Source organism: Pseudomonas sp. SORGH_AS_0211 (assembly GCF_031453455.1).
In the GTDB taxonomy this organism is placed as follows: Bacteria; Pseudomonadota; Gammaproteobacteria; order Pseudomonadales; family Pseudomonadaceae; genus Chryseomonas; species Chryseomonas aestiva.
In genome coordinates, this window is sequence record NZ_JAVIZV010000001.1 from 2,743,700 (window position 1) to 2,756,365 (window position 12,666).

Sequence of the window (12,666 nt, forward strand, 5' to 3'; positions counted from 1 at the left end):
TCTGTAGGAGCGGCCCATGGCCGCGATCCTTTCTATCCGCCCGGCCCTTTCAGGCCGGGCCCACCCAGGAGACACCCCATGCTGAACTGGGAAGAATTCGACAAAGACGACGACACCGCCACCGCCAAGCCCGCGCAGGCCGCCGGCCAGCAGGCGCCCGCCCAGACGGAGCGTCTGGACTCCGAAGGCGACGCCCTGGTCCATGACGCCCGCGCCCCCTCCGCCGACGACTCCGACGCCGTGGCCCGCGCCAAGGCCGCGCTGAACGAACTGGACATCCAAGAAGGCCTGGACGACCTGGAAGGCTCTTCCGCACGCGTGCACGTTGGCGACAAGCAGATGATCAACGCCCGCGCCGACCTCAACCAGCTCGTGCCCTTCAAGTACGACTGGGCCTGGCAGAAGTATCTGGATGGTTGCGCCAACCACTGGATGCCCCAGGAAGTGAACATGAACGCCGACATCGCGACCTGGAAGAGCGCAGACGGCCTCACCGAGGACGAGCGCCGCATCGTCAAGCGCAACCTCGGCTTCTTCTCCACCGCCGACTCCCTGGTCGCCAACAACCTGGTGCTGGCCGTCTACCGCCTGATCACCAACCCCGAGTGCCGCCAGTACATCCTGCGCCAGGCCTTCGAAGAGGCGATCCACACCCACGCCTACCAGTACTGCATCGAGTCGCTGGGCATGGATGAAGGCGAGATCTTCAACATGTACCACGAGATCCCGAGCGTCGCGAAAAAGGCGAGCTGGGGCCTGAAGTACACCCGCTCCATCTCCGACCCCGAGTTCAAGACCGGCACCCCGGAGACCGATCGCCAGTTCCTCAAGAACCTGATCGCCTACTACTGCGTGCTGGAAGGCATCTTCTTCTATTGCGGCTTCACCCAGATCCTCTCCATGGGTCGCCGCAACAAGATGACCGGCACCGCCGAGCAGTTCCAGTACATCCTGCGTGACGAGTCCATGCACCTGAACTTCGGCATCGACATGATCAACCAGATCAAGATCGAGAACCCGCAGCTGTGGGATGCCCAGATGAAGGACGAAGCCACCCAGATGATCCTCCAGGGCACCCAACTGGAAATCGAATACGCCCGCGATACCATGCCCCGCGGCGTACTGGGCATGAACGCGGCGATGATGGAGGACTACCTCAAGTTCATCGCCAACCGCCGCCTGACCCAGATCGGCCTCAAGGAAGAATACCCGGGCGCCACCAACCCCTTCCCCTGGATGAGCGAGATCATGGACCTCAAGAAGGAGAAGAACTTCTTCGAGACCCGCGTGATCGAGTATCAGACCGGTGGGGCGTTGAGCTGGGATTGATACAAGTCTTGTCTAAAAGATCACCACCAATCATGGTGGTGATCTGCATCTAACACTACCTAACGTATATTATAAAATGCAAAAAGAAGACACGTTACCTTATGATGTGTTTGACGTATTCACGCCCTCGCAACCTGCAAAACTTTCCTTTATAGATAGGGAAACTATAAACTCCGGCTTGGTTAATGCGCTTAGGACACCTGGCAAGCAGATTGTTGTCTATGGTCATTCCGGAAGCGGAAAGACCACTCTACTAAGCAATAAACTGTATCAGACTTATGAAGGCCACATAACTAGCCAATGCATGAAAGGAATGTCTTTCGAGCAGCTGGTAATTGATGCCTTTGATCAGCTAGCACCATATTACGAAGAACAGAAATCCACCAAAGAATCTGCCACTTCAAAGGCATCCTTGGCAGCAACTTACAAATCAATTAAATTAGCCCTTGAAGCATCACACACTTCAGAATACTCAAAAAACGAAAAAAGGGCCTTACCACCCCAGCTAACACCTCAATCTTTAGGAAGGCTACTAGGATCATCCAAAAAGTGCTGGGTTATTGAAGACTTTCACAAGATAGATGAAACAGAAAAGCAAAAACTCTCTCAACTACTGAAAGTATTCATGGATCTTGCACCAGAGCACCGACTCCTAAAGATAATATGCTTAGGAGCTGTAGATACAGCAAGACAAGTTGTCGCCTATGACGAGGAAATGAGAAGAAGAGTAGCCGAAATTCACGTCCCCTTAATGAGCGATCAAGAAATCTACCAGATCGTAAACAAAGGCGAAGAACTTCTTAATATTCGATTTCCAAGCGCATTGAGGAGCAAAGTTGCAAAACACGCTTGCGGCGTGGCCTCAATATGTCATCAGCTATGTCTAAACATGTGCATAGACGCCAACGTCATAGGAAAACAGGGCTCACCGAAAGCTCTCTCAGACAAGAATTTCGACAGAGCTGTCGAAATGTATATTGAAGATGCTTCTGATAGTCTGCGCGGCGCATTCGACAAAGCACTAAAGCAGCGGAACAAAACGAAATTCGATAGTTCACGGCTAATCATTGAAGCTCTGGCGTTTGCTCACGAACGGGGCTTAGCCAGACTGAAGTTACTAAGTAGAATTCAAGAGAATTCGCCAAGTTACACCGACGCGATTCTGAAAATTCATATCAAAAAGTTACTTGAAGCAGAATATGGATCAATCCTGCGCCACGATTCTGACTCTGGCCTCTATTCATTCAAAGATCCTTTTTACAGAGCATATGCTCAAACGATAATCCATACCGAAAACAACGATCACGCTGAACCACTGTCAACTTCAGCAATGACCAGTCACATCCTAGTACATTTACGGGAAAATTTAATAATAATAGAACACGAAGAGCACAGGCAGCCAAGCAGATAAACTCTATTAAGAAAGCTCTAAAATGCCAATATCTGACTACTTGACCTTAGCAGCTATAGTGGTTGCACTTTTCGCAACATTGAAAGACTCCTATCATCGCATACGTGAAGGCCGAAGCAAAGCCAATTGCTTTCAAGCCTACTTCCGCCCTGCAGCCGAACTTCTTATAAGAAGAGCATCTTGCGTTCTAGGAGCGCTTGAAAAACAACAAAAAATCCGCTTAGGCGCGACACGTCCTTATGATACATTCAAAATGACGAGTCTATTAATGCATAAAGATATCTGGTTGAAATCCGATATAGCGCTAGAGCAACTTTGGTTTTTGCCTGAAAAAAAGGCCCTAGCATTGGCTACCGCGTTAGGCGAAATGCCTATGCTTTTATCAGACCTAGAAACACTAGGAATAACAAATAAAGAAGTTCTTATAAACGAAAGAGATCAAGACCTGATAAATTCATCGATAAGCCGACTAAGAAGAATAAAAGAAAATCTTCAAATCACATTGAGCCTGACATCGGATGAATTAGAAAAACTAATAGAAAGCTATCAAGAAACAATCTTTGACGGCAATGAAAAATTAATAGTTCAAGGCTACAACGACTAATCAATCAAATTGTGAAAATCAGTCAATCTCCACACTTGACGATAACAAAACCCATGCCCCGCTGGACTGAACAACCCGCCACCGACACGGACGCCGTCTTCGATTTTATCCTAGAGTTCTCCGGCACCTTCCTACGGCGTCATGCCTCGCTGCTGGCCAAGGGGCTGCCGCCGACCCTGGGCTTCGGGATGTTCCTGGCCTATTTCGCCCGGAATCACTTCTATCCCAGCTTCGATCTCTTCCAGTTTTCGTCGCTTTTGCTGGCGGCTGCCTGCCTAGGCTTCCTGACCATAGGCGCCTTCGTCGCCGCACTGTTTCTGCCTGGAGCCTGGGTCTATTACCGCTTCATCAATACGGCGGCGATCAAGGAAGACATCACCTACGCCCTGCCCTATCGCGGCGAGGGGCGCTTTCGCAAGGTCATGCTGTTGATTGCGCTGGTGTTCTTCGTGCCCTATCTGCTGGCGGGCTTCAGCGATGCGGCCATTCTCTTCGTCGATCCTGAGCTGTTTGTCAGCGTTGCCTTGCTTGCACCCATCCCCATCACGCTGCTGGCAGGCATGGCCGTACAGGGGCTATTCGACTTGCGCCGCTTCAGCTTCCTGAAGTTCGTCTGGGAGGCTTACCTGCCGACAATGATCGTCGGCCTGTTCATTGTCTGGATGCTGGCGCAGGCCTATCCGCTGGTGGGCGACTGGCAGCCGCTGTTCAAGTGGGGCGCTCTGGCCATCGCCCCCTTCATCATTGCCTTCGTCACGACCATGACTTCCATGCTGTTCATCGCTGGCTGGAAGGCGGCGATGATGTTTTCGCTGTTCTTCGCTCTCTTTCTCGCCGGCTATAGCGGTGTGCTCACCACCCTGCCCGAGACCATGGTCAAGACGCTGGGTCTGGGTAACTACCACGCCAGGGCCATCGTGCTCGATACCTCCTATTGCGCCAAGGAGCAGGCCAGGGTGCTGCCCACCGATGACCAGTGCGTGCTCAAGGACGTGCAGGTGGTCTGGTCGCTGGGCGAGGCCTTCGTGCTTCGATTGGCGGACGGCAGCATGGCGCGGTTGCCGGCCACGGCGATTCGGACGCTGGTGAAACCCCAGTAACGGGCGGGCCACCTGCCCCCGCTAAAGGTCAGGTTTGAATTAGCGTTATCTGCCCGTCATCATGACCGGCAATCCTCTGCCTCAAGCCCGCGCCTGCCGTGTCGATAAGACTGCGGTGCGGCTCCGCTTTGGCGGGCGCGCGTCCCAGGCAGGGAACGCCCTTCTCGTATCCAGACAGGTCCGATTCGCCCATGGCACTCGATGCCCCCACCATGCTGACCCTCACCATCGCCCTGGCGGCTGCCGCGGCGGGCTATCTAGCCATCGAGTGGCGGTCGGTGCGCGAGTCGGCGCTGCTGTACTGGAGCACGGGTTTCGCCCTGATTTGCGTGGGTAGCACCCTGGCGCTGTTGCGCAGTCAGGGGCTGCTGCTGGTGGGTATCTGGTTCGCCAATGGGCTGCTGATTTTCGTGCATGGCCTCTTTCTGCTCGGCGTGGCGCGCTTCACCGGGCGGCGGCTGAGTCTGGGCTGGTGGGCCATCGCCGCCCTCTGGCTGGGGTTGTTGCTGCTGCCCAACGAGCCCTGGTGGTCCAAGGTACTGCTGGTGGTGCAGTCGCTCATGATCGGCGTCCTGGCGATACGGGCGAGCCTGCTGCTGCGGCGGCGCAATGCCGGAGAGCGGCAGCTGCGCATGGTGCTGCTGATCCATGGCCTCTTCTACCTGATCAAGATGATCCCACCGCTCACCCCCGGCGCCCTGATCGACCTGGCGGTCTATCGCGGCGCCATCATCCAGGTCTCGCTGGTGGAGGGGGTGATGGCGGTGATGCTGATCGCCCTGTCGATGACCGGCACGGTGCGCTATCGCCGCGAGCAGCATATCGAGCGCCTGGCCGGCAGCGATCCCCTCACCGGCCTGCATAACCGCCGCGCGCTGGAAGCCGAGGCGCCGCGACTGTTCGGCCAGGCGACACCGGCTCGACCCGGCGCGCTGCTGCTGATCGATCTGGACAACTTCAAGCTGGTGAACGACCTCCATGGTCACGCGGCGGGCGACGGCCTGCTGATCGCCCTGAGCGACCTGCTGCGCAGCACCCTGCCTCGCCAGGCCCTCATCGCTAGATTGGGGGGTGATGAGTTCGTGGTGCTACTGGGTGAGGCGGCTGATGCGGATGTCGTGCGTCTGGCAGACACCTTGCGCCAGCGCTTCAACCAGCTGGCGGCGCAGCGCTTGCGGACGCCCGAGCCGGTCACCCTGAGCATCGGCGCCGTGCTGTTCGACCAACCGCCGGAAAGCCTCGCGGCCCTGCTGGAGCGCGGGGACGGTGCCCTCTACGCCGCCAAGCGCGGCGGGCGGGATGGCTTGCGGATGAGCCTGGGATGAAGCCGCGCTAATGGCTTAGGCTTGGGCGATTGCCTGACCGGAGCCACCATGCCCATCGCCCTCGAATCCCCCGACCAACCCGAGGTGATCGCCCTGATCGCCGAACTGGATGCCTATCAGGACGGCCTCTATCCGCCCGAGAGTCGTCATGCCCTGGATCTGACATCACTCATGCAGCCGAACGTGCTTTTCCTGGTCGCCCGGGATGACAGCGGTAGCGCCCTGGGCTGTGGGGCCATGGTGCTGCAGGACGGCTATGGCGAGATCAAGCGGATGTATGTGAGCCCCAGGGGTCGCGGGCAAGGGCTGGGTGGTCGCCTGCTGAGGGAGCTGGAGCGCGAAGCGGCAGGTCGCGGGTGTGAATTGGCACGACTGGAAACGGGGCCTTATCAGCCGGAAGCCTTGAGGCTTTATGAGTCGGCGGGTTACCGGCGGCGTGGTCCTTTTGGGGCGTATCGGGAGGATCCGTTGAGCGTGTTCATGGAGAAGGGGTTGGAGGCGTAGGGTGGACAACGCGAAGCTTGTCCACGCGGAAGCTCTGGTGCTGTGCGCTGGAGGCGTCAGTGGAAAAGGCTGCGCCGTTTTCCACGCTACGGATTTTGTAGGGCGGAGAACGCGAAGCTTGTCCATGTGGGAGCTTTGGGGGCGTGCGTTGGTGGCGCCGGTGGAAAAGGCTACGCCGTTTTCCACGCTACGGGACCTGTAGGGTGGACAACGCGAAGCTTGTCCACGCGAGAGCTTTGGGATTGGCGTTGGTGGCGTCAGTGGAAAAGGCTTCGCCGTTTTCCACGCTACGGGACCTATAGGGTGGCCAACGCGAAGCTTGTCCATGCGGGAGTTTTGGGATCATGTGTTGGTGGAGTTAGTGGAAAAGGCTGCGCCGTTTTCCACGCTACGGGTTGAGCTATCGTTTCTGTCTCTGCTCAAGGAAGAGCTGCCATGTCTCGATTTCGTCGTGCCCGTGTTCCGGGGGCTTCCTATTTTTTCACCGTCGTCTTGGCGGATCGGCGTAGCGATCTGCTGACGCGCCATATTGATCTGCTCCGCGAGACCGTGCGGGCGACGCAGTCGCGCCATCCCTTTCATATCGATGCGTGGGTCACCCTCCCCGATCATCTGCATTGCATCTGGACCCTGCCGGAGGGCGATGCGAATTTCGCCTTGCGCTGGAAGGTGATCAAGTTCGGTTTCTCAAAGCGCCTGCCAGTAGGTGAGGAGCGTACCGCGACGCAAAGGGCCCGGGGTGAACGCGGGATATGGCAGCGGCGGTACTGGGAGCACCTGATAAGAGACGAGCAGGATTACCAGCGTCATGTGGAGTACATCCACTTCAATCCGGTAAAGCATGGCCACGTTGGCGCGGTGAAGGACTGGCCTTATTCGAGTTTCCATCAAGCGGTGCGGGAGGGGCTCTATCCGCAAGATTGGGGTAGAGACTTTATGGCGGAGATGGGGCATTGGGGGGAATAGCTACGTAGGGCGGACAAGGGAAGCTGGTCCACGCGGGGTCACGACTTGGCGGCATCAGTGGAAAAGGCTGCGCCGTTTTCCACGCTACGGTAGCCCTTAGCCCACCAGCGCTTGAGGCAGCGAGGTAGGGTGGACAACGCGCAGCTTGCCCACGCAGATACTCCAGCCATGCGTTGATAGTGATCAGTGGAAAAGGCTGCGCCGTTTTCCACGCTACGGTAGCCCTTAGCCCACCAGCGCTTGAGGCAGCGAGGTAGGGTGGACAACGCGCAGCTTGTCCACGCAGATACTCCAGTCATGCGTTGATAGTGATCAGTGGAAAAGGCTCCGCCGTTTTCCACGCTACGGTAGCCCATGCCCACTAGCGCCTGACGCAGACGAACAGCGCATTGCCTGCCTCGCCGGCCCAGGGTTCGATGCGCTGGTAGTCGTGCTCCAGCACCTGGACCTCGAAGTGCGGCTCCAGCAGGGCCAGCAATTCGGGGAAGTCCACCGCCACCATGGGGTGTTCGTCCTGCCAGGTCTGCTGCTGGCCGGCGTGGCGGCGTTCGATGCGCAGGCGCAGTTGCTGGTGCTCGCCGTCGCCCGGGTAGTGCCAGGCGGAGGCGAAGCTGAAGTGACCATCGGCCCGTTCGACGCTGTGGCCGACGCTGGAGGCATTGTCGATGCGGCGCTTGTCGACGGCGTTGAAGCAGAACAGGCCGCCCGGGGTCAGCGCCGCGTGGACCCGCGCCAGACAGGCCTGGAGCCGTGCAAGGCTGCCACTGTAGTGTAGAGAATAGAGAAAGCAGGTGATGAGATCGGCCGGCTGCTCCAGCTCGAAGGCGCACATGTCCTGGCAGGAGAATCGGGCCTCGGGGCAGCGCAGCGCGGCCTGGGCCAGCATCGGCGGATTGAGGTCCACCCCGCTGCTCTGGAAGCCGGCATCGAGAAAATGCCGCACATGGGGGCCGGTGCCGCAGGCGAGATCCAGGTGACGGCTGCCGCCGTTACCGAACATTCGCTGCAGACGCAGCACCGCCTCGCTCTGGGCCCGGTAGTCGATGTCGGCGCAGAGCAGGTCGTAGTAGGCCGACAGGTCGGTGTAGAGGGCGGTGGCGGACATCGCAGGGGCTCGGGGCTGGAGACGCGGGCGCGCATCTTAGTCGGTTTTAACCATGATCGAGCCTTTATACTGGCGGTTTTCCCGAGAGTCCCCTGACGTGAGCAACAAGAGATACGCCTGCATCGGCCTGAGCAACCCCAAGTCGCCGTCCAACGTCGGGTCCATCATGAGGGCGGCGGGTTGCTATGGAGTGGCCTCGGTGTTCTATACCGGCACCCGCTACGATCGCGCCAAGGACTTCGTCACCGACACCAAGAAGGTCCACCAGGACATCCCGCTGATCAACATCGACGACCTGCGCCGCATCCTGCCGCTGGGTTGCGTGCCGGTGGCGGTAGAGTTGGTGGACGGCGCCCGGCCGCTGCCCGAGTACACCCATCCCGATCGCGCCCTCTATCTGTTCGGCGCCGAGGACGGCTCCCTGAGCCAGGAGTTGCGCGACTGGTGCGAGGACGTGGTGTACATCCCCACCCAGGGCTGCATGAATCTGGCGGCCACGGTCAACGTGGTGCTCTATGACCGCCTGGCGAAGGGCAATAACACCCGCTCCGGTCCGCTTTTTTAACCAAACCCCTGGGTCGGCCGGCGCAAGACCGGATCGAAGGGGTTGATGCGTGCGGCGATCACTCCGGCTTCGCGCCGGAGCAGTTCGATCACCGTGGGCAGGCGCTGGGGGTTGAGGCGTTCGCTCAGGGTGCCCACGCTCAGGGCCGCCACCGCCCGGCCGTTGCGGTCGAGGATGGGGACGGCAAGACCCGCCATGCCAGCCAGTACCCCGGTGTTGCGCGCGGCGTAGCCCTGCTGGCGGACGTTGTCGATCTCGGCGCGCAGGAGCACCTCGTCGTAATGATGGGCATCGCGCAGCCGCGGCAGGTTGTAGCGGATCACCTCTTCGCGCTCTTCCTCGGGCAGGAAGGCGAGGATCGCCAGGGCGCCCTGGCCGCCGCCCAGGGGCACGCGACCGCCGATGTCGCCGGTGAAGGTACGGATCGGATAGGGCCCCTCGCTGCGGTCCAGGCACATGGCGTCGAAGCCGCTGCGCGCCAGCAGGAACAGCGAATCGCCCAGAGACGCCGACAGCCGCAGCAGACTGGGGCGCGCCAGGTCGCGCAGGTTGCCGACCTGGCCGGCACGAGCCGCCAGGGCGAAGAAGTCCAGGCTCAGGCGGTATCTCTTGCTGCGGGCGCACTGCTCGACCATGCCCTCCTCCACCAGGCCGCGCAGCAACCGGTGGGTGGTGGGTTGCGACAGGCCCACGCGCTCAGCGAGGCGAGTGACCTTTTCCCCCTCGGGATCGCCCTCGCCCAGGGCGCGCACCACGGCAAACACCCGGCTGATGGCGCCGACGCCTACCTCTCCCGCAATGGTCTTTCTTTCAATGGAATCTTCCATCTACGCCACTCCAAAATATTCCACTGAGTGAAAAAATATGAAAAAAGAGTTCATTCAGTGAAAAACTTGCTTGTCCTGCATCCTAGGTCGCCCTTACCTTCAGGTCCATAGGGCGATACTCACAATCACCGGACGCCGCCAATCGAGCGAGCGCCAACGTCCCAGATCCAGGCTGTCTTTCGCCCTGCCCATACCTTGCCCACCTCTCCCGTGGGCGCGACCGGAGGAGCATTGCGGCCATGGCTTTCCTGACTCTCGACAATCTCAGCAAGCGCTACGGCGACAGCTACGCGGTGGCCGGTTCGACCCTGGCCATCGAGCGCGGCGAATTCGTCTCCCTGCTCGGCCCCTCCGGCTGCGGCAAGACCACCACCCTGCAGATGATCGCCGGCTTCGTCGACGTCAGCAGCGGGCGCATCCTCCTCGACGGCCAGGACATCACCCACGCCAAGCCGGCCAGTCGCGGCCTCGGAGTGGTCTTCCAGAGCTATGCGCTGTTTCCGCACATGACGGTGCGCGACAACGTCGCCTTCGGCCTGCGCATGCGCAAGGTGGCGGGCGCCGAACTGGCGCGGCGCGTCGAGGAAGCCCTGGGCCTGGTGCACCTGGGCCAGCACGCCGAGCGCTATCCGCGCGAACTTTCCGGTGGCCAGCGCCAGCGGGTGGCCCTGGCGCGGGCGCTGGTGATAGCACCCCCGGTGCTATTGCTGGACGAACCACTGTCCAACCTGGACGCCCATCTGCGCGAGGAGATGCAGTTCGAGATCCGCCGCATCCAGCGCGAGGTGGGCATCACCACCCTGATGGTGACCCACGACCAATCCGAGGCGCTGTCCATCAGCGACCGGGTGGTGGTGATGGAGGCCGGGCGCATCACCCAGGTGGATGCGCCCTATCGCCTCTACGAACACCCGCGCAACAGATTCATCTCCGATTTCGTCGGCAAGGCCAACCTGCTGCCCGGCAGCCTGGATCCCCAGGGTCGGCCGCAGATCACCGCGGGCGGCGCCCTGGCGATCTCGCTGCGGCCGGAAAAGATCGAGGTGCGCCCTGCCGGTGAGGGGCGTCTGCAAGGGCGGGTGCTGACCCGTTTCTTCCTCGGCAGCCAGTGGCTGTATCGCCTGGAGACGGCGCTGGGCGAGGTCTCGGTGCTGCGCAGCAACGATGGGCTGCCGCCGCTGGACGAAGGGCAGCGTGTCGGGCTGCACTGGGACGACGGTCTGCTGCGCCGGCTGGAAGCCGCGGAGGCCGCGGCATGAGCACCCTGCTGCGCGGCACCGGTCGCGCCTATCTGCTCAGCGCCCCGGCGCTGGTGCTGTTCGCCGGACTGCTGCTGGCGCCCCTGGCGCTGACCCTGGCGCTGTCCTTCAACGTCTTCGACTACGAGACCGGGATCAAGGAAGGCAGCTACACCCTGGCGCACTACATCAGCCTGCTGGGCGACCCCTATTTCTACGAGATCTTCCTGCGCACCTTCTGGATCAGCGCCCTGGTCACCCTGCTCTGCGTGCTGATCGGGGTACCGGAGGCCATCGTCCTCAGTCGCATGGGCGCGCCCTGGCGCTCGATCTTCCTGATCCTGGTGCTGACGCCGCTGCTGATCTCGGTGGTGGTGCGCGCCTTTGGCTGGAGTCTGCTGCTGGGCGCCGACGGGCTGGTCAACCAGGCCATCGTGGCCCTGGGCGGGCGACCGCTGAAGCTGCTCTACACCCCCTTCGCGGTGATCGTCGGCCTGGTCCACGTGATGCTGCCCTTCATGATCATCCCGGTGTGGACCTCGCTGCAGAAGCTCGATCCTGCCGCCGAGCAGGCCGCGCTGTCGCTGGGCGCCAGTCACCTGACGGTGCTGCGGCGCATCGTGCTGCCCCAGGTAATGCCCGGGGTGCTGTCGGGGACGCTGATCGTCTTCGGCCTGGCCGCCAGCTCCTTCGCCATCCCCGGCCTGCTCGGCGGACGCCGGCTGAAGATGGTCGCCACCCTGATCTACGACCAGTACCTGGCCGAACTCAACTGGCCGATGGGCGCCACCCTGGCGGTGGCCCTGCTGCTGCTCAACCTGCTGGTGATGCTGGGCTGGAATCGCCTGGTGGAACGCCGCTACAAACGTGCCCTGGGAGTCTGACCTCATGACCCGCAACGGCCCGCTCGGGCTCGCCTTCCATACCCTGGTGATGGTCTTCATGCTGGCGCCGCTGGTGGTGGTCTGCCTGGTGGCCTTCACCCCGGAGAACACCCTCAGCCTGCCCACCTCCGGCTTCTCGCTGCGCTGGTTCGCCGCCGTGTTCGAACGGGCGGACTTCCTCACCGCCTTCTACAACAGCCTGCAGCTGGCGGCGCTGTCGGCGACCCTGGCGACGCTGATCGCGGTACCGGCCGGGCTGGCCATCACCCGCTACCGCTTTCCCGGCCAGGGCTTTCTCAACGGCCTGTTCCTCTCGCCGATCATCATCCCGCACCTGGTGCTGGGCGTGGCCATGCTGCGGCTGTTCGCCCTGCTCGGGGTGAACGGCAGCTTCAGCTGGCTGGTGCTGGCCCACGTGGTGGTGATCACCCCCTATGTGCTGCGCCTGGTGATCGCCGCCGCCATCGGCATCGACCGCAGCGCCGAGCAGGCCGCCGAGAGCCTGGGCGCCAGTCGCACCACGCTGTTCTGCCGCATCACCCTGCCGATGATCCTGCCCGGGGTGGCCGGCGGCTGGCTGCTGGCCTTCATCAACAGTTTCGACGAGGTGACCCTGTCGATCTTCGTCACCTCCCCCGCGACCCAGACCCTGCCGGTGCGGATGTACGTCTACGCCACCGAATCCATCGATCCGATGATGGCGGCGGTGTCGGCCCTGGTGATCGCCCTCACCGCGGCCACCATGATCCTGCTCGACCGCGTCTATGGCCTGGATCGCGTGCTGGTGGGCAAACAATGAACAGCCGAG

13 protein-coding genes are annotated in these 12,666 nt (G+C 60.9%); 11 read left to right on the forward strand and 2 right to left on the reverse strand.

Annotated features, from left to right (window positions below):
- The first annotated feature begins 78 nt into the window (after positions 1-78).
- The 7 genes from QE393_RS12725 (at position 79) to QE393_RS12755 (ending at position 7,239) form a co-directional block, all read left to right on the forward strand.
- Positions 79-1,329 carry a ribonucleotide-diphosphate reductase subunit beta gene (locus QE393_RS12725; protein ID WP_187979957.1) on the forward strand — a complete coding sequence of 417 codons (1,251 nt, stop codon included), beginning with the start codon at positions 79-81 and terminating at the stop codon, positions 1,327-1,329.
- Positions 1,330-1,405: 76 nt separating this feature from the next.
- The gene (locus QE393_RS12730; RefSeq protein WP_310043837.1) at positions 1,406-2,740 is read left to right on the forward strand and encodes an AAA family ATPase; all 1,335 of its coding nucleotides are present in this window, start codon (positions 1,406-1,408) and stop codon (positions 2,738-2,740) included.
- A gap of 22 nt (positions 2,741-2,762) precedes the next feature.
- Positions 2,763-3,344: a hypothetical protein gene (locus tag QE393_RS12735; protein WP_310043838.1), complete on the forward strand. Its 582-nt coding sequence runs from the start codon at positions 2,763-2,765 to the stop codon at positions 3,342-3,344.
- Positions 3,345-3,397: 53 nt separating this feature from the next.
- Positions 3,398-4,444: a hypothetical protein gene (locus QE393_RS12740; RefSeq protein ID WP_310043840.1), complete on the forward strand. Its 1,047-nt coding sequence runs from the start codon at positions 3,398-3,400 to the stop codon at positions 4,442-4,444.
- Positions 4,445-4,635: 191 nt separating this feature from the next.
- The gene (locus QE393_RS12745; protein WP_310043842.1) at positions 4,636-5,769 is read left to right on the forward strand and encodes a GGDEF domain-containing protein; all 1,134 of its coding nucleotides are present in this window, start codon (positions 4,636-4,638) and stop codon (positions 5,767-5,769) included.
- A 48-nt stretch (positions 5,770-5,817) separates the two neighbouring features.
- Entirely contained in the window at positions 5,818-6,273 is a 456-nt protein-coding gene (locus tag QE393_RS12750; protein WP_310043843.1) for a GNAT family N-acetyltransferase, read from the forward strand.
- A 435-nt stretch (positions 6,274-6,708) separates the two neighbouring features.
- Positions 6,709-7,239 (forward strand): REP-associated tyrosine transposase, encoded by a 531-nt coding sequence (locus tag QE393_RS12755; protein WP_310043845.1) that lies wholly within the window; start codon positions 6,709-6,711, stop codon positions 7,237-7,239.
- Between the two features lie 361 nt (positions 7,240-7,600).
- Here the strand turns inward: QE393_RS12755 and QE393_RS12760 are convergent, their stop codons facing one another.
- Complete coding sequence (locus tag QE393_RS12760) at positions 7,601-8,344, reverse strand: class I SAM-dependent methyltransferase (protein WP_310043848.1); 744 nt, start codon at positions 8,342-8,344, stop codon at positions 7,601-7,603.
- A gap of 97 nt (positions 8,345-8,441) precedes the next feature.
- Between QE393_RS12760 and QE393_RS12765 the strand changes: the two genes are divergently transcribed.
- Positions 8,442-8,909, forward strand: a complete 468-nt coding sequence (locus QE393_RS12765; protein ID WP_007160503.1) for an RNA methyltransferase — start codon at positions 8,442-8,444, stop codon at positions 8,907-8,909.
- On the opposite strand, the gene QE393_RS12770 is transcribed toward QE393_RS12765, so the two are convergent.
- Complete coding sequence (locus QE393_RS12770; protein WP_310043849.1) at positions 8,906-9,736, reverse strand: IclR family transcriptional regulator; 831 nt, start codon at positions 9,734-9,736, stop codon at positions 8,906-8,908. The genes QE393_RS12765 and QE393_RS12770 overlap by 4 nt on opposite strands.
- 239 nt (positions 9,737-9,975) lie before the next feature.
- On the opposite strand from QE393_RS12770, the gene QE393_RS12775 reads away from it, so the two are divergent.
- Genes QE393_RS12775 through QE393_RS12785 form a run of 3 tightly spaced genes read left to right on the forward strand, consistent with a single transcriptional unit; the run spans position 9,976 to position 12,657 of the window.
- Positions 9,976-10,995, forward strand: a complete 1,020-nt coding sequence (locus QE393_RS12775; protein WP_273807737.1) for an ABC transporter ATP-binding protein — start codon at positions 9,976-9,978, stop codon at positions 10,993-10,995.
- On the forward strand, positions 10,992-11,858 hold the full coding sequence (locus QE393_RS12780; RefSeq protein ID WP_310043850.1) for an ABC transporter permease: 867 nt from the start codon (positions 10,992-10,994) through the stop codon (positions 11,856-11,858). The genes QE393_RS12775 and QE393_RS12780 overlap by 4 nt, the downstream gene beginning before the upstream one ends.
- A gap of 4 nt (positions 11,859-11,862) precedes the next feature.
- Positions 11,863-12,657: an ABC transporter permease gene (locus QE393_RS12785; RefSeq protein ID WP_273807740.1), complete on the forward strand. Its 795-nt coding sequence runs from the start codon at positions 11,863-11,865 to the stop codon at positions 12,655-12,657.
- Positions 12,658-12,666: the final 9 nt, after the last annotated feature.

Bases quoted from the DNA above. Each gene is read 5' to 3' on its own strand.
- QE393_RS12745 (WP_310043842.1), top strand. From the start codon at position 4,636: ATGGCACTCGATGCCCCCACCATGCTGACCCTCACCATCGCCCTGGCG.
- QE393_RS12775 (WP_273807737.1), top strand. From the start codon at position 9,976: ATGGCTTTCCTGACTCTCGACAATCTCAGCAAGCGCTACGGCGACAGC.
- QE393_RS12785 (WP_273807740.1), top strand. From the start codon at position 11,863: ATGACCCGCAACGGCCCGCTCGGGCTCGCCTTCCATACCCTGGTGATG.
- QE393_RS12760 (WP_310043848.1), bottom strand. From the start codon at position 8,344: ATGTCCGCCACCGCCCTCTACACCGACCTGTCGGCCTACTACGACCTG.
- QE393_RS12780 (WP_310043850.1), top strand. From the start codon at position 10,992: ATGAGCACCCTGCTGCGCGGCACCGGTCGCGCCTATCTGCTCAGCGCC.
- QE393_RS12725 (WP_187979957.1), top strand. From the start codon at position 79: ATGCTGAACTGGGAAGAATTCGACAAAGACGACGACACCGCCACCGCC.
- QE393_RS12755 (WP_310043845.1), top strand. From the start codon at position 6,709: ATGTCTCGATTTCGTCGTGCCCGTGTTCCGGGGGCTTCCTATTTTTTC.
- QE393_RS12735 (WP_310043838.1), top strand. From the start codon at position 2,763: ATGCCAATATCTGACTACTTGACCTTAGCAGCTATAGTGGTTGCACTT.
- QE393_RS12740 (WP_310043840.1), top strand. From the start codon at position 3,398: ATGCCCCGCTGGACTGAACAACCCGCCACCGACACGGACGCCGTCTTC.
- QE393_RS12750 (WP_310043843.1), top strand. From the start codon at position 5,818: ATGCCCATCGCCCTCGAATCCCCCGACCAACCCGAGGTGATCGCCCTG.
- QE393_RS12770 (WP_310043849.1), bottom strand. From the start codon at position 9,736: ATGGAAGATTCCATTGAAAGAAAGACCATTGCGGGAGAGGTAGGCGTC.
- QE393_RS12730 (WP_310043837.1), top strand. From the start codon at position 1,406: ATGCAAAAAGAAGACACGTTACCTTATGATGTGTTTGACGTATTCACG.